Below are 23,872 nucleotides of genomic sequence, written 5' to 3'. Positions count from 1 at the left end.
GACGAGCTCGGCTATCTGCCGCTGGAGCCTGACGCGGCGCATCTGTTCTTCCAGCTGGTCAGCCGGCGCTACGAAACCGGCGCCATGCTGATCACGTCGAACCGCAGCGTTGCCGAATGGGGCACAGTGTTCGCCGATCCAGTGGTCGCCACCGCGATCCTCGACCGGCTCTTGCACCACAGCCACGTGCTGACCATCCGCGGCGACAGCTACCGGCTCCGCGCCAAGCGAAAGAGCGGCCTCATCAAGCCGCCCGCCGCTGACGGCCCTCCGGTCGGCTCCGCCTCCCTCCGTCCCGTCAGCGGCGGAGCCAACCTTCAACCGACATCATGAACCCGAGGGTGGGGGCAGTTCTTCATGACGCAAAGGGGGCAGTTCCGGATGGCGTTTGACACTAAGCAGACGTGAGCCGAGACGGATCGGCTGTAAGGGCGGGCACGTAAACCTTTGTATAGGTCCGTTACCCGTTTGGATGACCGATACTTGCCGAGTTCCAATTGAGCCGCGATCGCGATCGTCTTATCTACAGGGCGTGCGGTAGCGCTCCCGCTATCGCACGCCCTCCTTGGGCGTTTCCTCCCTAGACTTGGGCCGCTTGTGGCAACGCAGGCGGTCTTTCTTTTTGTCTGGGCCTCATCGGCTTCTCGGTCCTTTGGGGAGTGTGAGAACTGCGGGATGCGCGCGACCGCCTCCGTTGAGGAAATCTGGTGCGAGAAAATCCGTCGTTGCAGTTGCGGGGAGAGCTTCGTCAGAAGTCGCTATGGGCTGACAGCTACAAGCGAGTGTCCTGCCCAGCCAATTGCGGTTGCAGCAGCGCCCTTCAGCATCAGAACGTCGAAGCCCAGCATCACGCAGATGGCCCAGTTGAAGCGCATCAAGAAGCGCGGCCAGAATGCCTGAGCACTCGCCCGAGATTGAACTCGACCTTCATGGCACGAACCATCGCGAACAGGCCGCCAGAACTTGGTCGGAAGCGTTCAGCCCGACTTGTTGGAATTTAGGCGCACTCGCAGGCTAAGTCATTGAAATCATTGGAGCGGGTGAAGGGAATCGAACCCTCGTATTCAGCTTGGAAGGCTGCTGCTCTACCATTGAGCTACACCCGCATTGAGGCATCCCCTAACACGCCGCGCCGGGCGCCTCAACCGTCCAGACCCCGCCTTTTGGCGTTGCGAACAGCCGAGCTCCATCGCGCGCCGCCATGTCAGGACGCTGCGGCCCGCACCTCCTCCGCCCTGCCGCGACGGCCGGCCATCTCGGCGGCGAGCAGGAGAGCGGCGCGGCTGGCGCCGGTGGACGCGATCCCCTGGCCCGCGATGTCGTAGGCGGTGCCGTGTGCGGGCGTGCAGATCGGAAACGGAAAGCCCCCGAGGAGGGTTACGCCGCGATCAAAGCCCATGAGCTTCATCGCGATCTGTCCCTGGTCGTGATACATCGTCAGCACCGCATCGAAGGCACCGTTCTTTGCACGCAGAAACACCGTGTCAGCCGGGAACGGCCCCTCGGCGGCGATACCCTCGCGCTGGCCGACTTCGACCGCGGGCGCGATGATGTCGATCTCCTCGCGACCGAAATTGCCGCCGTCGCCGGCATGCGGGTTGAGCCCGGCGACCGCAATGCGCGGCCGCGCAAAGCCGGCGTTGCGCATGCAGCTGTCGGTCAGTTTCAGTGCGCGATGGATGCGCTCAACGGACAATCGCGCCGCGACGTCCTTCAGCGGAATGTGCGAGGTGACCCGCGCGTTCCAGAGCTGGCCCAGCACATTGAACTCGCTCGCCGCGGTCTTGAGCCCGGCGACTTCCGCCGAGAACGCAATCTCGTCGTCATAGTCGGCGCGCGCAAGCCGCATCGCCTGCTTGTTGAACGGGGTGAAGCAGACCGCATCGACGCGGCCATCGCGGCCAAGCTCGAGCGCGTGGCGGTAATTTGCCAGCGCGAACCTGCCCCCGGCAAGGCTCGCAACACCACGTTCGACCTCCGCGGGGGCGAGATGGCCAAAATCGACAAACAGCGCATCGCCCTCCGCCGCGCGAAAATCAGCGCCCTGCTCCACCGTCTTCAGCTCTGGAGTAACGCCGGCGACGCGCGCGCCCTCGTCGAAGATGCGGCGGTCGCCGATCACGACGAGCCGGGCACGGGCGCGGATGTCGTCGAGCGCCGCGAGCCTGGCTGTCAGCTCCGGGCTGATGCCGGCGGGATCTCCCATCGCCAATGCGACAAGCGGCTTTGCGTTCATATGATCACCTTTTCCTGGCTTGTCGTCTCGGCAATGGACGTGGGCTTGCGCCAGAGACGCGTGAGCTGCAGCACGAGCGGAAGCAGCAACAGCGCAATGCCGGCCACCACCAGACACGTCACCAGCCGGTTGGCAAAGAAAATTCCGAGCGAGCCCTTGGACATCAGCATCGACTGCCGGAATGCGTCCTCCGCCTTGTCGCCGATGACGATCGCGAGCACCAATGGTGCCAAGGGATAGAACAGCTTCTTGAAGAGATAGCCGACGATCCCGAAGCCGAGCATCATGACCACGTCGAGATAGGAGTTCGACACCGAATAGGCGCCGACGACGCAGATGATCACGATCAGCGGCGCGATGACGACGAAGGGGATGCGCATCAGGGCGGCAAAGACGGGCACGGTGAGCAGGACGAGCGCGACGGCGACGATGTTGCCGACATACATCGAGGCGATCAGGCCCCAGACGAAATCCTTCTGGTCGACGAACAGCATCGGTCCGGGATTGAGCCCCCAGATCATCAGCCCACCCATCATCACTGCCGCAGTGGCGGAGCCAGGAATGCCGAGCGAGAGCATTGGCAACAATGCGCTGGTGCCCGCCGCATGATCGGCCGTCTCCGGCGAGATGATGCCTTCGACCTCGCCGGTGCCGAAATGCCGGCCGCGGCGTGAGAAGCGCCGGGCGATGCCGTAGCTCATGAAGGACGCCGCCGTCGGCCCGCCCGGCGTGATCCCCATCCAGCATCCGATCGCAGCACTGCGCAGCAAGGCAATGCCATGCCGCGGCAGGCGCGCCACCGCGCGAAACACCTCGCCCCAGTCGATCTTCGAGGAGACCGCGCGGGCATGAACCTCCTCCTCGACGGCGACCAGGAGCTCGCCGATGCCGAACAGGCCCATGACCGCGACGACGAAGCTCACACCCTTGACGAGCTCGTCGACGCCCATGGTGAGGCGCACGCTGCCGGAGACGGTGTCGATGCCGATCGCAGCGATCGCAAAACCGATCGCGAGCGCCACGACGGTCTTGATCGGCGCCGCGCCGCCCATGCCGACGAAGCTCGCAAAGGCGAGGAAATAGACCGCAAAATATTCCGGCGGCCCGAAGGCGAGCGCGACCTGCGCCACCCATGAGGCCAGGAAGGTGATCAGGATGACGCCGACCAGCGCGCCGAACGCGGCCGAGCCGAAGGCGGTGGCGAGTGCCGTCGTCGGCCGTCCGTCGCGTGCCATCGGATAGCCGTCGAAGGTGGTCGCCACCGACGATGGCTCCCCGGGGATGTTGAACAGGATCGAGGTCACGGAGCCGCCGAACAGCGCGCCCCAATACATGCTGGAGAGGAGGATGATCGCCGACACCGGCTGCATGCCGAAGGTCAGCGGCAAGAGCAGCGACACGCCATTCGGCGCACCCAGCCCCGGCAGGACGCCCACGAGAATGCCGAGCAGCACGCCGATCACCATCAGCACCAGATGCGGCACCGTGACCGCGATGGTGAAGCCGTGCAGGAGTTCCTGGAGATTATCCATTGGCTTCTCCGTCAGAACCCGAACGCGGCGGCGAGCGCGCCATGCGGCAGCGTGACCTGGAACATGCGCTCGAACACCACGTAGAGCGCGAGCGCTGTCGCCGCCGCCATGGCGAGCGCACGCGGCACGGATTGATATCTGGGGATCGCGAGCACCGCGAAGATATAGATGGCCGAGGCGAGATACATCCCGAGCAGCGGGATGGCCGCAACGAACATCGCGGCCGGAACGAACAGGCTTGCGAGCCGGCGCAGCTCGGTCGGTGTGATCGCCACGGGAACGCTCGCGAGCGTCACGGCCGGCAATGCGCCACGCACCAGATTGTAGAGGCTGCCAAGAACGATGATGACACCGGTCAGGAACGGAAACGTGCCGGCGTCGACACCCGCGCTCGACCATCCGATGCCGTTGTCGAGGCTGGAGACGACAACCGCCACACCAAAGCTGCCGGTGAGGATGGCGGTCGAAAGTTCAAGAGCGCGGCGCGATATCATCGAGGACTCCAGTCCGATACGAGACATCAGGATTGCAGCTTAGCCTTTTTACTTGATGAGCCAGCCCTGCTCGCTCGCCACCTGCTTGAGGTGCTCGAGGTCCTCCTTGATGAACTTGTCGAAGTCGCCGCCGGTCAGGAACGTGTCGACCTGGGAGGTCTTCTCGATGTAGTCCTTCCATTCCGGCGTCGCCTGCACCTTCTTCATGAGGTCGACATAGAACGCGGTCTGGTCTGGCGTGACCTTGCCAGGCAGCCACACCGTGCGCGGCTGCTCATATTGCTTGATGTCGAGGCCCTGCTCGACGCAGGTCGGAACGTCGCTCCAGCCTTCGGTCGCGGTGATCTTCGGACCCTGCGGCAGCCGCTTCGGGCTGAAGGCGCAGAGCGGGCGCTGCGTTCCGCCGCGCCATTGTCCGAGGCTTTCGCTGGGATTGTTGACGTGGGAATCGATGTGCCCGCCAGCGAGCTGCACGGCGGCCTCGGCGCCACTCTTGAAGGGGATGTAGGTCAGTTTGACGTGACCGGCCTTCTCGATCATGCGGGTCAGCACCTCGTCGGTGTCCTTTGACTGCGCGCCGCCCATCTTGAATTCGCTCGATGCCGCCGCCTTCAGATAGTCGCCCGCGGTCTTGTAGGGCGCGTCCTGCTTGACCCAGAGCAAAAACTCGTCCTGCGCCATCGCCGCAATGGGAGTGAGGTCGGTGTAGTTGAAGGCGACCTTGGAGACGAGCGGCTGCTGCCACGCATTCGACGTGCCGAAAATGACCTTGTAGGGATCGCCTGCGGAGACCTTGCCGTAGACATAGCCCTCGGCACCGCTGCCACCGCCCTTGTTGACGACGACGATCGGCTGCTCCGTCAGCTTGTATTTGGTGATGATGTTCTGCACCGCGCGCGCAAGATTGTCGGTGCCGCCACCCGGCCCGGCCGTGGCGACGAACTCGATCGGCTTCTGCGGTTGCCAGGCCGCAAGTGCCGGCACCGTGCCGGCGAGGATGACCGCGGCTGCGGAAAGCAGAAATGTTGACGTGCTACGCATGATGTCCTCCGATTTTTTGCCTTTTTGGCTGTTGTTCTTGTTTGTCGTATCGACGCCCGGTCAGGCGACTCGTTCCTCGCGCGGTGTGGACGCCGATACGATTGCGCCCTGTTTTTCCAGCGCTTCGATCTGTTGTTCGTCGAACCCGTATTCCGCCAGCACCTCGCGCGTGTGCTCGCCATAGACGGGCGCGCCGGAACGGACCTTGCCGGGCGTCTCCGAGAACTTGACGGGTAGCCCGATGGTCTTCACCGGACCGAGCGTTGAATGCTCGACCTCGACGACCATCTCGCGCGCCAGCGTCTGCGGATCGCTCAGGGCTTCCAGCATGTCGTGCACGGGTCCGCACGGCACACCCTTCTCATCCAGCGCCGCGAGCCAATGCGCCCGCGTCCCGGTGCGGAAGCGTTCGCTCAAAACCTCCTCGAGCTGCTTGAGATGCGCCATGCGGTCGGCACCGGTGACGAAGCGCGGATCGGCGGCGAGCTCGCTCGCGCCCAGCGCCTCCAGCATCAACAGCCAATGCTTCTTGTTGGCGCCGCCGACTACCAGCCAGCCGTCGGAGGCTTCAAAGGCCTGATACGGCGCGTTGAGCGGATGCGCCGAGCCCATCGCGCGCGGCGCGGTGCCCGCGGCCAGCGCAATCGTCGATTGCCAATAGGTCTGCACCAGGGCTGCTTCATAGAGGGAGGTCTCGACCCACTGCCCCTCGCCGGTCTTCAGGCGATGCGTGTAGGCCGCAAGGATCCCCATACTCGCGAGCAGGCCGGCAGTGATATCGGACAGCGGCGGCCCGCATTTCACCGGCGGACCGTCGGGGCGTTCGCCGGTAAAACTCATGATGCCGCTCATCGCCTGCGCGACGAGATCGAAACCGCGACGGTGCTTGTAAGGACCTGTGCGGCCAAAGCCCGAAAGCGAGCAATAGATCAGCGCCGGAAACTCTCTGTGCAGGTCCTCGTAGCCGAAGCCGAGGCGCTCCATGGCGCCCGGCGCGAAATTCTCGACCAGCACGTCGGCGCTCGCGATCAGCCGTCGCAGCACCTCCTTGCCGCCCGCGGTCTTCAGATCCAGCACGATGCCGCGCTTGTTGCGGTTCATCATCAGGAAGGAGGCGGCCTCGTCGCCGATCTTCGGCGGCACCGAATGGCGGGTGTCATCGCCGTTCGGCCATTTCTCGATCTTGATGACGTCGGCGCCCATGTCGGCGAGCATCAGCGTGCAGGTCGGTCCGGCCATGACATGGGTGAGATCGATCACCTTGAGGCCGGCCAGCGGTCCCGTGGCACGAGCGGTGGAGTGCGATTGATCCTTTTTCATCGGCTCGTCCTATTGGCCGCGCCATTGCGGGGCGCGCTTGTTGAGGAAAGCATCGAGCCCTTCGCGAAAATCCTGGCTCGTGTAACACATCAGGATGAGGTCTTCGCCCTCCTCCCGCGTCAGCCGCTTTTGCAAGCGGGCCACCGCCTGCTTCGTCGCGCTCAGCGTCAGCGGCGCGTGGCTGGCGAGCAGGCGCGCGACCTCGTCGGCACGCTTGTCGAGTGCCGTACCATCCTCGACGATTTCGCTGAGCAGACCGAGGCTTGCGGCTTCCGCGGCGTCGACGAGGCGCGCAGTGAAGATCAGATCCTTGACGCGCGCGGCCCCAATGATCGCGGTGAGACGGCTGACGTTGGACATCGACAAGCAATTGCCGAGCGTTCGCGCAATGGGAAATCCGATACGCGCGCTCTTCGTGCCGATGCGCAGATCGCAGGCCGCCGCGATCCCCGCCCCTCCGCCGGTGCAGAAGCCGTTGATCGCCGCGATCGTCGGCACCCGGCATTGCTCGAGCGTGGTGAGCACGCGATCGATCCGGTTCTCGTAATCGAGCGCGTCCTGCGGCGTCCTGAATTCGCGGAATTGATTGATGTCTGTGCCCGAGGCGAAGGCCTTGTCGCCTGCACCGCGCAGCACCAGCACCTTGATGGAATGATCGCTGTTCGCTTCTTCGCAAATCGCGGCTAGCCGCTCATACATGGCGAAGGTGAAGGCGTTGCGGGCCTGTGGGCGGTTGAAAATGATCCGCCCGATGCCGTCCCCACGTTCGAAAACGAGGTGTTCCGCCTCTGCGACTTGGAGGTCCATTTCCTCACATCCCTTTTGTTTTTTACATTTTTGAATGCAAAATATGGGATTTTCAAGCTGGAACTTTGTATATTTAAGTCTATAAACTCACTTTTGCATTCAAAATAGAGCCTTGTCCCATGCTTCATGAGGACGTCGTCAGCCGCATCCGTGCCATCCTGCTCGACGGCGAAATCCCGCCGGGCGCGCGGATACCCGAGCGCGAACTGTGCGAGCGGCTCCAGATCTCGCGCACGCCGCTGCGCGAGGCGCTCAAGGTGCTCGCCGCGGAGGGCCTCGTGCAACTGCTGCCCCATCGCGGCTCGCGAGCGGCCAAGCTGACCGACAAGGATATGCGCGACCTCTTCGAGGTCTGCCAGGGCCTCGAGGCGCTCGCCGGCGAACTCGCCTGCGAGCGCATCACCGAGGACGAGGTCGACGAGATTGGCGCCGCGCAAACGGCGATGGCGCAGCATTATCGCGATGGCGATCTGATCCAGTACTACCGCTGCAATCGCACCATCCACGAAGCCATCGTCACCGCAGCCGGCAATCCCGTGCTCGCAAGTCTCTATAATTCCGTGACGGCACGCATTCGCCGCGCGCGCTACGTCACGCCGATGACGCCGCGGCGCTGGGCACTCGCCGTCAGGGAGCACGAAGCGATCCTCAATGCGCTCCAGCGGCGTGACGGCACGGGCCTCGCCCACATCCTGCGCGCCCACCTGCGCCACAAGCGCGAGGAGGTTTTGCAGGCGGGTTTTGCAGAGACGGACGGCGCGGCCGTCGCCGCCGCGGATGAAGACGACGACTGAGCACGCGACGAGATCATCAGAGCTGGCGATTTATTCCCGGCCAGCGGCAACAATTCCGCCCCTTAACAGCCGCGCGATCTCGACCTATATTGAGTCTCCCGAAACCAACGAAAGGAGGTGATCCAGTGTCTTATCTCAAGCGCTGTCACCTCGCTGGGATCGCCCGCTAGGCTTTGACGTGAAGCCTGGCAACGGGGCGCTCTCAGCCCTGGACCAGCGAGACAACAGATCGGGCGCGACGGGGTTTTCCCCGCCGCGCCTTTTGTTTTTCGCGCACAAGCCGGTCGTCTTGCGCCGGGATCAATGCGGCAGGCCGCCGGTCAGCACTTCGCGGATCATCTGCGACAGCTCCGACTTCCGGTATGGTTTTCTCAGCAGCGCGATACCGGGATCGAGGTGCCCCTCATGCACGATGGCGTCGTCGGTATAGCCTGACGTATAGAGCACCCTCACATCGGGACGGCGCTCGCGGATCGCTTCGGCCAATTCCCGTCCGTTCATGCCGCCGGGCATGATGATGTCGGTGAACAAGAGATCGAACTTGATGCCCTGCCCGACCAGCGCGAGCGCGGCCGCGCCATCGCTGGCAACCAGCGTCCGATAGCCGAGACTGCCAAGCTGGGCGATCACATAGCCCTGCACCAGGGGATCGTCCTCGACCACCAGGATCGTCTCGTGCCCGCGCGGCACGCTGGGCGCGGCCACGGGCCCGGCCTGGCTCGCCATCCGGCCGACGGAGCGCGGCAGAAACAGCTTCACCACCGTGCCGCGACCTTCCTCGCTGTCGATCGCGACCGTGCCGCCGGTCTGCTTGGCGAAGCCGTAGACCATGCTGAGCCCAAGCCCGGTGCCGCGGCCCACGCCCTTGGTGGTGAAGAACGGCTCGAACACGCGGTCGCGGATGTCGGCGGGGATGCCATGGCCGCTATCGGCCACCGCGATCATCACGAACTCGCCGGGCTCCATCTCGCGATCACCGGACTCGCCCACGCCGTCGAGCACGCGATTGGCGGTCTGAAGCGTGAGCTTACCGCCGCCCGGCATGGCGTCGCGCGCGTTGACGGCGAGATTGACGATCGCCGAGGAAAGCTGCGACGGATCGGCCATCGCGAACCACGCATCGTCAGCGAGTTCGGCGTCGATCTCGATGTGCTCGCCGAGGATCGGCTTGAGCAGCCGCGCGGTCTCGACCACGAGGCCGTTGACGTCGATCTCCCGCGGGTCGAGCGGCTGGCGCCGCGCGAAGGTCAGGAGCTGGGAGGTGATCTCGGCGCCGCGCGTCGCCGCGTCGTCGATGAGCTGCGCGATCGCGGCAAGCTGCGGCTTGTCCGCAAGGCCCTCCTGAAGGATCTCGATCGTCCCGGTGATGACCGTCAGCACGTTGTTGAAATCATGCGCGACGCCGCCGGTGAGCTGGCCGATCGCATCCATCTTCTGCGATTGCCGCAGCCGCTCCTCGGTCTCGTGCTGGTCGGTGAGGTCGGTGGTCGAGCCGCGATACCCCAGGAAGCGACCGTCGGCGTCGAACACCGGCCGGCCGTTGACGCTGAAATGCCTGATGCGTCCGGTTGCATCGCGGCCGCGATACTCGAACTTGCGGAACGGCTCGTGGCGTTCCAGCGCAGCCATGTGGTCGCGCCATTTCTGCGGCTCGGTCTCCCGATCGATTGCGCCGTCGGGACGCCGCCTGCCGATCACGAGATCGCGCGCCATCCCGAAGGAGCCGGCGCGATCCGAGATATAAGTGAACACATGATCCGGCCCGGTCTCCCAGAACCAGTCGGAGGCGGTTTCCGCGTAGTCGCGGAAGCGCTGTTCGCTGCGGCGCGCATCACCCTCGGCACGCCGCCGGACCTGGAGATCGTGCTCCAGATTGGTATTGGCGAGCCGCAGATCGCCATAAGCACGCTGCAGACTCGCGCTCATGGCATTGAACGCATCGATCACCTTGTCGAGCTCGTCGACCTCGTGCGTCGGCCCGCGCTCCAGGCGCAGCGGCGGCTGCGGCCGCGCCAGCGTGTATTTGCTGACGAACTCGGCAATGGCGACGAGATGCCGGGTCACCAGCAAATGGAACATGTAGATGATGAAGAGGGAGACGAGGAACGTCTTGGCCGCCTGGCTCGCCAGGATGATCAGGGCCCGGTTCAGCAATTGCCTGTAGACGTCGGTCAGCGTCGCCTCGACATGCAGCGTGCCGATCCTGTGCTTCTCGCCTTGCATGACGTAGTCGATGGGATAGTCGCGGGCCACCACCGCTCGGCCACCGCTTTCGCCGACCGCCACCCGAATCGGTTTCGGACGATCGGCGAATTCGCGGACCTCGACCGCTTGGATGTCCGGCAGTCGCATGATGCCGTTGAGCTGGAGCTCGAGCTGGTTTTTGTCGAGGCTCCAGAGGCTCTCGCCGAGGCTGCCGAGATAGCTGCGGCCGATCTCGTTGAGCCGCGTCTCGATGATGCCCATCTCGCGATCGTAGTCGAGATAGAGCTGAAGCGCGGTCAGGGTCAACGTCACGATCGAGGAGAACAGCAGCACGGCGGACAGCAGGCGCAGGCCGATGCCGCTGCGAAACCACGAGAAGACGCGCGGCAGCGGGGGCCCGATCGGGACCCCTATTCGTACCAGATCCTCATTCGCGGCCGCCGGCGCAATGGCGCGGCCGCGATTGGGATCGTGCTCACCTGCGTTGCCCATGCACCACTCCCCCGAGATGGCGACAATCCTGCGTCGGCCCGTTGCGGCCTGCCGCGGTTCGACAGTTCGGCCTCCCCTGGAAGACCCGCCCCAAGGGCGCAGCCTCCCTGCTAGATCCTGGACGATGATTCGTCTGTGGGGGTCAATTTTTGTGCCCAGCCGCAGGAAGCCTCCGCAAACTAGCACCATGCGTGCTAAAATGTCATCGGTCAAAGTGCGGAGTAGGCCCCGCCTCACTGGTGGCGGATGGCCGTTGTGATTCGCAGGGCCGATCACCATCCGCGGTAGATCGCACCGGGCCATGAATCCAGTGGTAGCAAGGACGAGCGGGAGACGCATCATGTGGCGGATATGTCTTGTTGGCGCATTGCTGCTGTTCGCCCATCCCTCACAGGCACAGTCGGTCATCCGGCTGGCGCGGATCGCCAACATTCCCGATCAGTATGTCGGCGGCGAGATGCTGCGCGTCGTCTATGCGCGGCTGAACATCAAGCTCGAATTCGAGGATGTGCCCGGAAAACGCGCGCTCGCGCTTTCGAGCGCAGGCGAACTCGACGGCGAGATCCAGCGCATCGGCACGCTGTCCAAGGATTACCCGACGCTGCTCCGGGTGACGCCCGCGATCAACTATATCGAGCCGGCGGTCTTCGCCACGAAGCTTCGTTTTGACGTCGCCGGCTGGGATTCGATCAAGGACTACAGCATCGGCATCGTGCGGGGCGTCGGTTCCTCGGAGAACGGCACGCATGGATTTGGCCGCGTCACCGCGACCACGAACCTTGAGAGCCTGATCCAGATGCTGGACGCTGACCGCTTCGACGTGATCGTCACCGATCTGTTCAGCGGGCTCGTCGCCGTGCGCAAGCTCAACCTGCAGGCACGGATCTATCCGCTTTCGCCGCCACTCGAACGTATCGACATCTACCACTATCTGCACGAACGCCACCGCGACCTCGTGCCGAAGGTCGGAAAGGTGATCGAAGAAATGACCGCAAGCGGCGAGCTCGCCAGATTGCGCGAGCGGCTCGTCAAGCAGGTGCTGAGCGAGTCCTGACGGCGGGGGCGGTTAAAATATTTCCAGATCGAGGATTGTCGGATTCATCGGCCGTCATCCGTCCTTGAACCGGCAAAGGCGGAAAACAAGCGAGGTGACGATGCTCTACGCCATCCTGGCCTATCACGTGGAAAGCGAGGTCATGTCCTGGACGAAAGACGAGGACGCCGCCGTCATGAAGGGGCTTCGCGAGGTCCAAGAACCCTTGAAAGCCAGGGGACATTTCGGACCCGCGGCACGGCTCGACCAGACCGGGAAGGCCCGCACGCTGCGCGGCCCCGGCGTGGGCAGGGTGCTGGACGGACCTTTTGCCGAAACCAAGGAACAACTGCTCGGTTTCTACATCATGGAGTTTTCGGACGAGGCCGGCGCGATCGCCGCCGCGCGGGAACTGCGCAGGGTCAATCCGAGCGCGGTCTACGAAATCCGCCCGATCAAGCTTTTCCTTCCGGCCGATGGGTTTGGCACGACAGCGGCCGAGGGATGACGTCCTCAAGCGCTTCTGGCCGGATTCCCCTTCACGAACCGGCGCATCAATAACGCTCCGAAGGCGAGAAACCAGACGAATTGCGCATATTCCGGCGCGACCACTGCCACGAGCGTGCCCGGCACGAACACCAGCACTGGAAAGATCGCGCCGGCAATCTCGTGACGGTGGCCGGCACGGGACGCAAGCCACCAGAGCCAGGCATTGAGGCTCGCGATCGCGGTCAGATGCAGGCCATAGAGCACCGCAACGGCACTGCTCAGCCGGTAACTGCCATAGAGTCCGTTGGTGACCGGCAGCAGGATGATCGAGAGCAGGAAGACGAGATTGAGCAGCACCACACCTCGGCCGGCCTCGGGCTGGCGCGCAAGGCGACGATGATGACTGATCCAGAACACGCCGGCGACGACGAAGGTCAGGATCAGGCCCGCCACGCGTCCGGAATAGAGATGGTCGAGATCGCTCCAGGTCGGCGCCGTCTTGAGCTCGTCGGCCTTGGGCAGGCTATAGGCGAGCAGAGTCATGGCGACACCGAAAATGGTGTTGCTGAGCGACTCCAGCCGGCGCATCTCGAACTGGTCGGTATCTTGGTCGGTCATTTAGGGGGCACGAGGCTGGAACCAAGGTCGAGCTTCTCCCCTAGATCCTAAATCGCGCCCCGTCCAGCCGCATTGCGGATCGCGGCCGGATCGCGGAATCTGCGGCTTTCACCGGGGCGATTCGTGGCGACTACGACATATCTGGACACGCTGAATGCCGAGCAGCGCCGCGCCGTCGAGCATGGCGTGGCTGATGGCAGCACCATCGGCGGCCCCCTCCTCGTCATTGCCGGAGCCGGCTCCGGCAAGACCAACACGCTCGCCCACCGGGTCGCGCATTTGATCGTCGCGGGCGCCGACCCGCGCCGGATCCTGCTGATGACGTTTTCGCGCCGCGCGGCCGCCGAGATGGCCGCCCGCGTGGAGCGGATCGCCAGAAAAGTGCTCGGCGAGAACAACGCCGCGATCATGCGCGATGCCTTGAGCTGGGCCGGCACCTTCCACGGCATCGGCGCGCGGCTCTTGCGCGAATATGCCGAGCGGATCGGCGTCGATCCGGCCTTCACCATCCACGACCGCGAAGATTCAGCAGACCTGATGAATCTGGTGCGGCATGACTGCGGATTGTCGCGAACCGAAACCCGCTTTCCAGCGAAGGGCACCTGCCTGTCGATCTATTCCCGCTGCGTCAATGCCGAGCTGGAGATCGAAAAGGTGCTCGGCCAGCATTATCCCTGGTGCGCGGGCTGGTCTTCGGAGCTGAAGCGGCTGTTTGCGGCCTATGTCGAGGCCAAGCAGGCGCAGCACGTGCTCGACTATGACGACCTCCTGCTCTATTGGGCGCAGATGATGAGCGACGCTGGCATCGCCGAGGAGATCGGCGGCCGCTTCGATCAAGTACTGGTCGACGAATATCAGGACACCAACCGGTTGCAATCGACCATCCTGCTGGCACTGAAGCCGGAGGGCCGAGGCCTCACCGTAGTCGGCGACGATGCGCAGTCGATCTATTCGTTCCGCGCCGCCACCGTGCGCAACATCCTCGAGTTCCCGCAAAGCTTTTCGCCGCGCGCCGAGATCATCACGCTGGACCGCAACTATCGCTCGACGCAAGCAGTGCTGGCGGCCGCCAATGGCGTGATCGGCCTTGCACGGGAGCGCTTCACCAAGAATCTCTGGACCGACCGCACCTCTTCGCACAAGCCGCAGCTCGTCGCCGTGCGCGACGAGGCCGAGCAGGCGCGCTACATCGTCGAGCAGGTCCTGGCCAATCGCGAGCAGGGCTCGCTGCTCAAGCACCAGGCGGTGCTGTTCCGCACCTCCTCGCATTCGGGTCCGCTGGAAATCGAGTTGACCCGCCGCAACATCCCCTTCGTCAAGTTCGGCGGGCTGAAATTCCTCGACGCCGCGCATGTCAAGGACATGCTGGCGCTGCTGCGCTTCATCGAGAACCCGCGCGACCGCGTCGCCGGCTTTCGCATCCTGCATCTCTTGCCCGGCGTTGGACCTGCAACGGCGCAGCGCGTGCTCGACCACATGGCGGAGAGTCCCTCGCCGCTTGCCGCACTCACAAAACTTCCCGCACCGCCGCGCACCGGCGACGACTGGACCACCTTCATTCGCACGGTCGAGAATCTCAGCTATTCGGAATGGCCCGCCGACCTCGAGCGTGCGCGCCTCTGGTACGAGCCGCATCTCGACCGCATCCATGAGGATGCCGAGACGCGCCGCGCCGATCTCATGCAGCTCGAGCAGATCGCAAGCGGCTATATTTCGCGCGAAAAATTCCTCACCGAGCTCACGCTCGATCCGCCGGATGCGACATCCGATCAGGCCGGCGTTCCCCTGCTCGACGAGGACTATTTGATCCTCTCCACCATCCATTCCGCCAAGGGCCAGGAGTGGAAGTCGGTGTTCCTGCTCAACGTGGTCGACGGCTGCATGCCGTCCGATCTCGGCGCTGGCACCAGCGCCGAGCTCGAGGAGGAGCGCCGCCTGCTCTACGTCGCGATGACCCGCGCCAAGGACGACTTGCATTTGATCGTGCCGCAGCGTTTCTTCACGCACGGTCAGGCCGCTTCGGGCGATCGCCACGTCTACGCCTCGCGCACCCGTTTCATTCCGGAAGCGCTCGTTCCTCTGTTCGAGCGGACGGCCTGGCCGAAGACGCAAGCCGGCACGGCGCGGACCGCGGCGCAGGGGCCGAAGATCGATATCGGAGCCAGGATGCGGGGCATGTGGCGCTAGCGCTGGCCGCGCGTCCGAAGCCTGAGGAATTCCAAGGGAGCATGGAGATGACGACAGCAGGCAAGAACGCAATCAAGGCAGAGCTCGATGCGCTGCGGAAGCTCGCACGCGAGGTAATCCAGACGTCGAAAGGCAAGAGACCCCTTCCCGTCAAGGACCAGCGCACCCTGCGCCAGCAGCAGAAGCGTGCGGTCGAGGCCATCGTCGCCGAAATCAAGGAGCTGAAGCAGCTGAAGCGCCGCGTTCTCCAGGCGCGCGCCCCCGAGGCGATGGCGGAAAAATTCGGGCCTTGATGCGAGCTGCAGCGGCCATCAACAGGCATCGCCCGGTCGCGAAACGGAAACCATGGATTTCCTGAAGCGGTATTGTGACGGGCAAGCCGACGACTAGATCTGCAGCTGCCTTCGCTATTGTTTGAGCATGATCCTTTCGGAAAACCACTTCACGCTTTTCCGGATCATGCTCGAGAGACCTGATCAATGACCGCATCGCTCGAATTCGGACTGGATACCTTTGGCGACGTCACCAAGGACGCTGGCGGCATGCCGCTGCCGCATGCGCAGGTGATCCGTAACGTCGTCGAGGAGGCCGTGCTGGCGGACGAGCTCGGCATCGACTTCATCGGGCTCGGCGAGCATCACCGTGCCGATTTCGCGATCTCCTCGCCGGAAGTCGCGCTCGCCGCGATCGCGGCCCGCACCAAACGCATCCATCTGGGCTCCGCGGTGACGGTGCTCTCCTCGGATGACCCCATCCGCGTCTTCCAGCGCTTTGCGACGCTGGACGCGCTTTCGAACGGTCGCGCCGAGGTGATCCTCGGGCGCGGCTCGTTCACGGAATCCTTCCCGCTGTTTGGCTTCGACCTGCGCCGTTACGAGGAGCTGTTCGAGGAAAAGCTCGACCTGTTCGCCGCACTCCTGTCCCAGAAGCCGGTGACCTGGGACGGCAAGCTGCGTCCGCCGCTGAAGAACCAGCTCGTCTATCCGCCGGTCGAGCACGGCGAGCTCAAAACCTGGATCGGCGTCGGCGGCAGCCCGGAATCGGTGGTGCGCGCCGCGCATTACGATCTGCCCTTGATGCTCGCAATCATCGGCGGCGATCCCAGGCGCTTTGCGTCCTATGTCGAGCTCTATCACCGCGCCTACAAGGAATTCGGCCGCGCGGTGAAGCCGATCGGCGTGCATTCGCCCGGCTATGTCGCAGAGACCGATGCGCTGGCGCGCGAGGAGCTGTGGGCCGACTACAAGACCATGCGCGACCGCATCGGGAAGGAGCGCGGCTGGCCGCCGATGGGCCGCGACGAGTTCGTGCACGAGGCCGATCACGGCTCGCTCTATGTCGGCTCGCCCGAGACGGTCGCGCGCAAGATCGCCGCGACCGCGAAGGCGCTCGGCATCTCGCGCTTCCAGCTCAAATATTCCGCAGGGCCCTTGCCCCACGAGAAGCTTATGCGCAGCATCGAGCTCTATGGCAGCAAGGTGATCCCGATGGTCAAGGAGATCATGGGCTGAGGTTTAGCCTTAGCCCTTGAGCGCGGTGACGACGACCTCGATCAGCGCGCTGCCGCCGAGATCAGCGACGCCGACGGTCGCGCGTGCCGGCAGATTGTCACCGAAGAACTCGGTCCAGACCGCGTCCATCTCCTTCTTCTTCGACAGATCGGTCACGAAGATCGAGGCGCTGACGATGCGGGAGGCATCGCTGCCCACCTCCTTCAGATAGCCTGCGATCTTGCCGAGGATGTTGCGGGTCTGCTCGCCCATCGAGACAGAGGTGTCGTCGGCGATCGTGCCGCCGACGAACACGAAGCCATTGGCCTCGACAGTGCGGTGCATGATGGGCGTGCGGATGCTGCGCGTGATGGTCATGATGTCCTCTTGTTGGTTCTAAGAGCTGAAGGAACGAAAGCGGTCGATGGCGAGATCGCCGATCCGGGTCTGGGTGCCGCCGTTCACGATCAACTCCGCCATGACTGCGCCAGCGCCGGGGCCGAGTTGGAAGCCGTGCAGCGAGAAGCCGAACTGATGGAACAGACCGGCATGGCGGGCGCTCGGGCCCAGCACGGGCAGATCATCCTTTGTCTTCGCTTCGATGCCGGCCCAGGCGCGCATGATGGTGGCATCCCGCATCACCGGAAACAGCTCGAATACGGTGCGGGCGCTGATGGCGAGGCTCGGCCAGTCCAGCACCGTTTCGTTGCGGTCCTGGTCCGGCGTTGCCAGATGTCCACCGCCGATCAACACGGTGCCGTTCTTGAACTGCTTGAAGGACAGTTTGCGGCCGCGCAGGATCACCACGGGGTCGATGAAGTGCGGCACGCGCGAGGTGATCATCAGCATCGGCGCCACGGTCTCGACCGGCACCGGCTCGCCGAGCGCGGCGGCGATACGCCCTGCCCACGCGCCGGCGGCGTTGACCAGAACCGGCGCGGCATAGGTTTCAGCGCCGACATCGACGCGCCAGAGCCCATCCTCGCGGCGGACGTTGCTTGCGGCCACGCCCTCGCGCACGGTTGCGCCGAGCTGCTCCGCCTTGCGCCGAAACGCCGTCGTGGTCTGGGCGGGATTGGCCGCGCCGTCGCGGCGCGAGACCACACCGCCGGGGCAGGTGTCGGCGACGGCAGGCACCAGCCGTCGCAGCTCGGCGCCGTCGATCAGCTCCTCGTGGGTGAAGCCGAGCGCGTTCAACTCGGCGACACGCGCGCGGCATGCCGCAAGCTCGGTCTCGTTCTCCGCGACCAGAACCTGGCCATGGCTCTCGAAGCTGCAATCGTCGTCGAGCAGCTCTTCGATCCGCTCCCAGATCCCCATCGAGCGAATCGAGAGCGGGATCTCGGCGACGCGGCGCGCGAGCTGGCGCACGCCGCCGGCATTGACGCCGGACGCGTGACGGCCGGCATAATCCTTCTCGATCAGCACCGGCTTCATGCCGGCCAGCGTCAGGTGCAGCGCCGTCGAGCATCCGTGGATGCCGCCACCCACGATGATGGCATCCGCAAGCTTCGTCATCCGCGCACCACCGCCTTTATGTCATCGTCGGTCTTCGGCATCGCCGCAAGCTCGGCGAGCGTGATCGGCTTCACCGGCGCGCGCAGCCGATAGTAACCGATCTCCTGCGCCGTCTTGCCGCGCGCCTCCGCCATCAGCTCGGTGACGGTGAGGCCGCACAGGCGACCCTGGCACGGCCCCATGCCGGTGCGGCGATAGGCCTTGAGCTGGTTCGGCCCCGTCGCGCCGATCGCGACGGCATCGACGATGTCCTTGGCGGTCACCTCCTCGCAGCGGCAGACGATGGTGTCGCCTGCGGGAATGCGGAATTGCCGCGCGGGACGGAACAGCGTGTCGAGGAAGACGCGACCGCGCTCGGCTTTGGCCAGATCGGCACGCAGCGCGGCCATCGACGAGAGCTTCGCGGCGGCTGCAGGCGCAAGCGCCTCGACTGCAGCCCGTGCAGCGATGCGGCCGCGAACCACCGCGGCGTTTGCGCCGCCAATACCGGCGCCGTCACCGGCGATCGCGATGCCTTCGATCGAGGTGCCGCCATTGGCATCGAGCATCGGCGACCAGCAGAGTTGCAGGTCATCCCAGCGATGTTCAACGCCCGCCGCCATCGCGAGATTGACGTTGGGCACGACGCCCTGATGCAGGAGAAGAAGGTCCGCTGGGATCGTCTCGCGACGGCTGCCTGCGACATGGCTTACGCTGGCAAGCCGACCCTCGCCGGCCGCGGCAAGCTCGGTGACCCCAGTCACCACCTGTACCTCGGCCTTCACCTCGCGCATCATCGCAAGGCCCTTCGCAAAGTAAGGCGACGTCAGGAAGCTGAAGGCGTGAGGCAGCGCGGCCAGGTAGTTCTTGCGTTCGGTCGTATCGAGAATGCGATCGATACGACCGCCAAGGCGCAGGATCTGCGCTGCGAGCAACCACAGCAGTGGCCCCTGCCCCGCGATCACCGTGCGGCAATCAGGCACCAGCGCCGACGACTTCAGCATGGTCTGTGCGGCGCCCGCGGTCATCACGCCCGGCAGTGTCCAGCCCGGAATCGGAAACGGCCGCTCCAGCGCGCCGGTCGCAAGGATGACGCGCCGCGCCTTGACGAAGGTGGATGCGCCGCCGACAGAAATCCCGATCTCGCGATGACGATCGAGACTCCACACGGTTGCGCGATGGATAATCTCGGCCTTGCTGGACCGCACCTCGCCAACGAGTTCGGCACCTGCCCAATAATCGGCGCCGAGCTGGTCGCGCGCTGTCACGGGCGTCGACGCGATGGCGCGCCAGACCTGGCCGCCAGGGCCCGGGTTCTCGTCGAGTAGCAGCGTCGACAGGCCTGCTGCCGACGCGGTCGCGGTCGCAGCAAGACCGGCCGGCCCTGCCCCGATGACGACGACATCGTAAGCGTCGCGCTGAGGCGTCGTGTTCATCGGCCGACCTCCCTTTTGCCCTTCTGAATTTCGATCTGCATGCCGGCGGCGACCGGCACCAGGCAGCCCTGGCGATTGCCGACGCCATCGATGGTGACGAGGCAGTCGAAGCACACGCCCATCATGCAATAGGGCAGCCGCGGCGCACCGCTCACCGCGGTCGCGCGGCGCACGTCACGCCCCGAGACGAGCAGCGCGGCGGATACGGTATCGCCCTCGCGCGCCTCGACGGCAACGCCGTCGACGAAGATCTGCAACGATGGACGCTTGTCCTGATCGGATCGTCTGAACATTGGATGCCTCTTGGCTCCTTCTCTGAAGTCGCTAGTAGCCACTGTCGTTCGTTGCGCCCTCGCCTCCGAAGCGGCACGCTGAGAACGCGCCGACCAGCTCCGGCTCGAGCGCGCCGCCTGCGACCATGCGGGCAAGCTCGAAGGCGTGGTTGGAGGCGAGCGTCACGCCGGAATGACAGCAGGCGACGAACGCGCCGGGATGAGTTTCCGACTGGTCGTAGATTGGAAAGCCGTCCTGCGGCATGACTCGGATGCCGGCCCAGCTCCTGACGACGTTGAGCCGCGCCAGATGCGGGAACATCCGCTGCGCGCGGTCCGCCATCACGGAGCTGATCGAATGTCTCAGCGCGCGATCGTCGAGCTCGTCTTCCTTGCTGTCGCCGATCATGACAGTGCCCTCGTCTGTCTGGCGGATGGTCGTCAGCGGATGCGGCAGGAACGGCACGGTGCGCTCGGTCACCACGATCTGGCCGCGCGTCGGCCCCATCGGCGCGAAGAGGCCGACCATCGGCGCCAGCGTCTGGTTGGCATTGCCCGCGGCAAGCACGATCTTGTGGGCGCGGATTTCGCCTTGCGGCGTTGTCAGGCCGAATTCGCCGCCGCTCTTCGTGATCGCCGAGACCGGGCGCTCCGGAAAATAGTCGATACCGAACGCCTTGAAGCCGGTATGGAACGCGCGAAAAGTACGGAGCGAATTGACGTGACCGTCGAACGGACAGAAGCTGCCGCCCGACACCTCCGGGCCGATCAGCGGCAGCATCTTCTTCACCTCTGAGGCCGGCAGCATCTCCATCCTGTAATCGGCCGCGCCAACCTGGTTGTGCATGCGCGTGACGAGCTGGGTGCGCTGCTCGTACTCGTCCTCGCCGAGCGTCAGATGAAAGCCGCCATACTGTTGGAGGCAGACGTCAAGGCCGGTCTGATCCTTCAATTCGGCGGCAAGCATTGGCCAGGCCCGCGCCGCGCGCACCGTCCACACGGTATAGGCGGGCATGCCGAGCCCTTTGCTCTGCACCCACACCAGCGCAAAGTTCGCGCGCGAGGCGCGCTTGGCGATGTCGCCCTCGTCGAGCACGGCGACGCTCTTGCCGAGCCGGCCGAGCCCCCAGGCAATGGCGGAGCCGAGCAGTCCGCCGCCAACGACGGCGACGTCATATTCCCTGTGCATGCGTTCTCCTATCGCCCGGGATCGCTCTTGCCTGCGAGCACGCGGTCGAGCCCGTAGAAGCGGTCGAGCAGGATGAGGGCAGTCATGGTGACTGCGATGACGCTCGCTGAGACGGATGTCACGAGCGGATCGATGTTGTCCTGGATATAGAGGAACATCCTGACCGGCAATGTTTCAGTGCCTGGCGCCGCCAGGAAGACGGTCATCGTCAGATCGTCGAAGGACTGGATGAAGGCGAGTGCCCACCCGCTGATCACGCCGGGCAGGATCAGCGGCAGTGTCACGCGGCGAAACAGCGTAAAGCCGCCGGCACCAAGCGAGACCGCAGCCATCTCGACCGAGCGATCCATGCCGGTCGCCGCCGCCAGCGTCAGGCGGAGTGCGAAGGGAAACACCACGATGACATGGGCGATCAGCAGCGCCGCAAAGGTGCCACCGAGCCCGAGCGAGGTGAAGAAGCGCAGGAAGGCGATGCCGAGCACCACGTGCGGGATCATCAGTGGCGACAGGAACAGCGCTGCCAGCGCATCGCGGCCTACAAATCTGTAGCGCGCAATCGCCAGTGCCGCCGGCACGGCAAACATCAGCGCAACGAAGGAGGACACCATCCCGAGCCCGAGGCTGACCCAGAACGCGTGCACGAATTCCGGATAGCTCGCGATCGTCCTGAACCAGCGCAGCGAGAAGCCGTTGGTCGGCAGCGAGAGGAACCCCTCGGGCGTGAAGGCGACGAGGCAGACCACCACGATCGGCGCCAGCATGAAGACGACGAAGAGCGTGTGAAAGGTGAGCGCGAGCGGGCCGTTCGTCCTCATCGGAACACCTCGGCATAGCGGCGCTCGATCAGCGCATTGCTGCCGACGACGATCAGCACCAGCGCGAGCAGCAGCAGCACCGCGACCGCCGCACCGAGCGGCCAGTTCAACGTGTTGAGGAACTCGTCATAGGCGAGCGTTGCCGCGACCTTCAGCCTACGACCGCCGATGATCGCCGGCGTTGCGAACGCGCTCGCCGACAGCGAGAACACGATGATCGCGCCCGAGAGCACACCGGGCATGATCTGCGGCAGGATGATGCGGCGGATGATGGTGAAGGCGCCGGCCCCGAGCGACATCGCGGCGTTCTCGATCTGCGGGTCGACGCGCTGGAGCGCTGCCCAGACCGAGAGCACCATGAATGGCATCATCACATGCGCGAGCGCTACGACCATGCCGGTCTCGGTGAACATGAAGGGCAGCGGCGCGCGGATCAGACCGAGAGACATCAGGAGCTTGTTGACGAGGCCATTATTGCCGCCGAATAGCAGCGCCCAGCCGAGCGTGCGCGCCACTACCGAAATCAGAAGGGGCCCGAGAATCAGGAGCAGGAAGATGCCTTTCCAGCGTCCGCTCATACGGTTGAGGATATAGGCCTCTGGCGCGCCGAGCACGGCGGTGATCAGCGTTGCCAGCAGCGCGATGCGGAACGTCCGCCAGAACATCTCGGCGTAATAGGGATCGCTCGCGATCTCCTGCCAGTTCTTCAGGATGAAGACCGGCTCGATGCCCTTGTACTGGCCCCAGTCGTGGAACGAGAGCATCACGGTCATGAGAAGCGGGATCACCAGCACGCCGACGAACAGCATCAGCGCGGGCAACGTCAGCGCCCAGGACGCGCGCGTCTCGGCAGATTGCGTTGACGTGCCGGCGGCGGTCATACGGCGCCTCCGCTTCCGCGCAGGCTCATGTCTTCCACGCGCCATGTGAGATGGACCGCCTCGCCTTCGCCCGGCTGCGGCGTCCCATCATTCTGCCGGATCACGATCGCCGGTCCGCACTCGGTCTCGCACTGGAACAGCCAGTGATTGCCCTGGAAAATCCGCGTGACGATCTTTGCCGCAAGGCCAACATCAGCAAAGCTGATCCGCTCGGGGCGAAGGCTGATCGTCACCACGCCGCTCGCGCCTGCCGGGGCCGGCGCCTGCCAGGAGCCGGCGACCAGCCGCGCAGGCTGAGCCGTCCGATCGACGGTCGCGGCGAAATCGTTGGTCTTGCCGAGGAACTGCGACACGAAGGCCGATGCCGGCCGCTCATAGGTCTGTTGCGGCGTGCCGATCTGCTCGATCTTGCCCTGGCTCATCACGACGATGCGGTCGGACAACGACATCGCCTCGTTCTGGTCGTGGGTGACGAGGATCGTGGTGGTGCCGATGGTGCGCTGGATCTGGCGCAGCTCGATCTGCATCTCCTCGCGCAGCTTGGCATCAAGGTTCGATAGCGGCTCGTCGAGCAGCAATACGCTCGGCTGGATCACCAGCGCCCGCGCCAGCGCCACGCGCTGCTGCTGGCCGCCCGACATGCGCCGCGGATAGCGCTCCTCAAAACCGGCAAGCCCGACCATCCCCAGCGCCGCGCGAACGCGCTCCGTGCGTTTGTCCCTCGGCACGCCACGCATCTCCAGACCAAAGGCGACGTTCTCGGCGGCGGTCATGTGCGGAAACAGCGCGTAGCTCTGGAACACGATGCCGAGGCCACGTTTCGCTGGATGCACCCTGGTCAGATCGCGCCCCTCCAGCCGGATCGCACCGCGCGACGGCTCCAGGAAGCCCGCGATCATCTGGAGCGTCGTGGTCTTGCCGCAGCCGGAGGGACCGAGGAACGAGATGAACTCACCCCTCTCCACCGCAAGGCTGAAATCGTCGACAACGGTTTGCGAGCCGAACTGCTTGCCGACGCGATCGAGCTCGAGGAAGGCCATCGCG

23 protein-coding genes and 1 tRNA gene are annotated in these 23,872 nt (G+C 64.8%); 7 read left to right on the top strand and 17 right to left on the bottom strand.

Annotated features, from left to right (window positions below; all coding sequences use genetic code 11):
- Positions 1 to 333, top strand: a 333-nt coding sequence (locus SO140_RS30400; protein ID WP_498543525.1) for an ATP-binding protein, incomplete at its 5' end; no start/stop codon positions are given.
- 699 nt (positions 334 to 1,032) lie between these two features.
- Here the strand turns inward: SO140_RS30400 and SO140_RS30395 are convergent.
- The 7 genes from SO140_RS30395 to SO140_RS30365 form a co-directional block, all read right to left on the bottom strand.
- Positions 1,033 to 1,106: transfer RNA gene (locus tag SO140_RS30395), tRNA-Gly, on the bottom strand.
- 98 nt (positions 1,107 to 1,204) lie between these two features.
- Positions 1,205 to 2,236 carry a 4-hydroxythreonine-4-phosphate dehydrogenase PdxA gene (locus SO140_RS30390; RefSeq protein ID WP_449381253.1) on the bottom strand — a complete coding sequence of 344 codons (1,032 nt, stop codon included), beginning with the start codon at positions 2,234 to 2,236 and terminating at the stop codon, positions 1,205 to 1,207.
- On the bottom strand, positions 2,233 to 3,768 hold the full coding sequence (locus tag SO140_RS30385) for a tripartite tricarboxylate transporter permease (protein ID WP_449381252.1): 1,536 nt from the start codon (positions 3,766 to 3,768) through the stop codon (positions 2,233 to 2,235). Before SO140_RS30385 ends, SO140_RS30390 begins: the two co-directional genes overlap by 4 nt.
- A gap of 11 nt (positions 3,769 to 3,779) precedes the next feature.
- Positions 3,780 to 4,262, bottom strand: a complete 483-nt coding sequence (locus SO140_RS30380) for a tripartite tricarboxylate transporter TctB family protein (protein ID WP_449381251.1) — start codon at positions 4,260 to 4,262, stop codon at positions 3,780 to 3,782.
- A gap of 48 nt (positions 4,263 to 4,310) precedes the next feature.
- Positions 4,311 to 5,303 carry a Bug family tripartite tricarboxylate transporter substrate binding protein gene (locus SO140_RS30375; RefSeq protein ID WP_449381250.1) on the bottom strand — a complete coding sequence of 331 codons (993 nt, stop codon included), beginning with the start codon at positions 5,301 to 5,303 and terminating at the stop codon, positions 4,311 to 4,313.
- Positions 5,304 to 5,363: 60 nt separating this feature from the next.
- Positions 5,364 to 6,623: a CaiB/BaiF CoA transferase family protein gene (locus SO140_RS30370; RefSeq protein ID WP_449381249.1), complete on the bottom strand. Its 1,260-nt coding sequence runs from the start codon at positions 6,621 to 6,623 to the stop codon at positions 5,364 to 5,366.
- 9 nt (positions 6,624 to 6,632) lie between these two features.
- Positions 6,633 to 7,430 carry an enoyl-CoA hydratase/isomerase family protein gene (locus tag SO140_RS30365; protein WP_449381248.1) on the bottom strand — a complete coding sequence of 266 codons (798 nt, stop codon included), beginning with the start codon at positions 7,428 to 7,430 and terminating at the stop codon, positions 6,633 to 6,635.
- A 119-nt stretch (positions 7,431 to 7,549) separates the two neighbouring features.
- On the opposite strand from SO140_RS30365, the gene SO140_RS30360 reads away from it, so the two are divergent.
- The gene (locus SO140_RS30360; RefSeq protein WP_449381247.1) at positions 7,550 to 8,224 is read left to right on the top strand and encodes a GntR family transcriptional regulator; all 675 of its coding nucleotides are present in this window, start codon (positions 7,550 to 7,552) and stop codon (positions 8,222 to 8,224) included.
- 300 nt (positions 8,225 to 8,524) lie between these two features.
- Here the strand turns inward: SO140_RS30360 and SO140_RS30355 are convergent, their stop codons facing one another.
- Positions 8,525 to 10,921: an ATP-binding protein gene (locus tag SO140_RS30355; protein WP_449381246.1), complete on the bottom strand. Its 2,397-nt coding sequence runs from the start codon at positions 10,919 to 10,921 to the stop codon at positions 8,525 to 8,527.
- 340 nt (positions 10,922 to 11,261) lie between these two features.
- On the opposite strand from SO140_RS30355, the gene SO140_RS30350 reads away from it, so the two are divergent.
- Together SO140_RS30350 and SO140_RS30345 are read left to right on the top strand one after the other, a co-directional pair.
- A complete protein-coding gene (locus SO140_RS30350) occupies positions 11,262 to 11,975 on the top strand; it encodes a substrate-binding periplasmic protein (protein ID WP_449381245.1) in 714 nt (237 codons plus the stop codon).
- 100 nt (positions 11,976 to 12,075) lie between these two features.
- The gene (locus SO140_RS30345; RefSeq protein WP_449381244.1) at positions 12,076 to 12,462 is read left to right on the top strand and encodes a YciI family protein; all 387 of its coding nucleotides are present in this window, start codon (positions 12,076 to 12,078) and stop codon (positions 12,460 to 12,462) included.
- A 5-nt stretch (positions 12,463 to 12,467) separates the two neighbouring features.
- Here the strand turns inward: SO140_RS30345 and SO140_RS30340 are convergent, their stop codons facing one another.
- Positions 12,468 to 13,061 carry a TMEM175 family protein gene (locus SO140_RS30340; protein ID WP_449381243.1) on the bottom strand — a complete coding sequence of 198 codons (594 nt, stop codon included), beginning with the start codon at positions 13,059 to 13,061 and terminating at the stop codon, positions 12,468 to 12,470.
- Positions 13,062 to 13,184: 123 nt separating this feature from the next.
- Here SO140_RS30340 and SO140_RS30335 point away from each other — a divergent pair, with 123 nt between their 5' ends.
- The 3 genes from SO140_RS30335 to SO140_RS30325 all read left to right on the top strand — a co-directional run bounded on the left by SO140_RS30335 (position 13,185) and on the right by SO140_RS30325 (position 16,759).
- Positions 13,185 to 15,248, top strand: coding sequence for an ATP-dependent helicase (locus tag SO140_RS30335; protein WP_449381242.1), 2,064 nt, complete (start codon positions 13,185 to 13,187; stop codon positions 15,246 to 15,248).
- A gap of 47 nt (positions 15,249 to 15,295) precedes the next feature.
- Positions 15,296 to 15,541 carry a hypothetical protein gene (locus tag SO140_RS30330; protein WP_449381241.1) on the top strand — a complete coding sequence of 82 codons (246 nt, stop codon included), beginning with the start codon at positions 15,296 to 15,298 and terminating at the stop codon, positions 15,539 to 15,541.
- A 186-nt stretch (positions 15,542 to 15,727) separates the two neighbouring features.
- Positions 15,728 to 16,759, top strand: coding sequence for an LLM class flavin-dependent oxidoreductase (locus SO140_RS30325; protein WP_449381240.1), 1,032 nt, complete (start codon positions 15,728 to 15,730; stop codon positions 16,757 to 16,759).
- A gap of 9 nt (positions 16,760 to 16,768) precedes the next feature.
- Here SO140_RS30325 and SO140_RS30320 read toward each other — a convergent pair whose 3' ends face one another.
- Genes SO140_RS30320 through SO140_RS30285 form a run of 8 tightly spaced genes read right to left on the bottom strand, consistent with a single transcriptional unit; the run spans position 16,769 to position 23,868 of the window.
- A complete protein-coding gene (locus SO140_RS30320; protein ID WP_449381239.1) occupies positions 16,769 to 17,116 on the bottom strand; it encodes a RidA family protein in 348 nt (115 codons plus the stop codon).
- A gap of 18 nt (positions 17,117 to 17,134) precedes the next feature.
- Positions 17,135 to 18,256: an NAD(P)/FAD-dependent oxidoreductase gene (locus SO140_RS30315; RefSeq protein WP_449381238.1), complete on the bottom strand. Its 1,122-nt coding sequence runs from the start codon at positions 18,254 to 18,256 to the stop codon at positions 17,135 to 17,137.
- Positions 18,253 to 19,671 carry an FAD/NAD(P)-dependent oxidoreductase gene (locus tag SO140_RS30310; protein WP_449381237.1) on the bottom strand — a complete coding sequence of 473 codons (1,419 nt, stop codon included), beginning with the start codon at positions 19,669 to 19,671 and terminating at the stop codon, positions 18,253 to 18,255. Before SO140_RS30310 ends, SO140_RS30315 begins: the two co-directional genes overlap by 4 nt.
- Positions 19,668 to 19,964, bottom strand: a complete 297-nt coding sequence (locus tag SO140_RS30305) for a (2Fe-2S)-binding protein (RefSeq protein WP_449381236.1) — start codon at positions 19,962 to 19,964, stop codon at positions 19,668 to 19,670. Before SO140_RS30305 ends, SO140_RS30310 begins: the two co-directional genes overlap by 4 nt.
- A gap of 31 nt (positions 19,965 to 19,995) precedes the next feature.
- A complete protein-coding gene (locus tag SO140_RS30300; protein ID WP_449381235.1) occupies positions 19,996 to 21,132 on the bottom strand; it encodes an NAD(P)/FAD-dependent oxidoreductase in 1,137 nt (378 codons plus the stop codon).
- 8 nt (positions 21,133 to 21,140) lie between these two features.
- A complete protein-coding gene (locus SO140_RS30295) occupies positions 21,141 to 21,947 on the bottom strand; it encodes an ABC transporter permease (protein WP_449381234.1) in 807 nt (268 codons plus the stop codon).
- Positions 21,944 to 22,828, bottom strand: a complete 885-nt coding sequence (locus SO140_RS30290) for an ABC transporter permease (protein WP_449381233.1) — start codon at positions 22,826 to 22,828, stop codon at positions 21,944 to 21,946. The genes SO140_RS30295 and SO140_RS30290 overlap by 4 nt, the downstream gene beginning before the upstream one ends.
- Positions 22,825 to 23,868: an ABC transporter ATP-binding protein gene (locus SO140_RS30285; RefSeq protein ID WP_449381232.1), complete on the bottom strand. Its 1,044-nt coding sequence runs from the start codon at positions 23,866 to 23,868 to the stop codon at positions 22,825 to 22,827. Before SO140_RS30285 ends, SO140_RS30290 begins: the two co-directional genes overlap by 4 nt.
- Positions 23,869 to 23,872 lie beyond the last annotated feature (4 nt).

It is taken from the genome of Bradyrhizobium sp. UFLA05-108, assembly GCF_059803455.1.
This window is presented reverse-complemented; position numbering and strand designations above follow the sequence as displayed.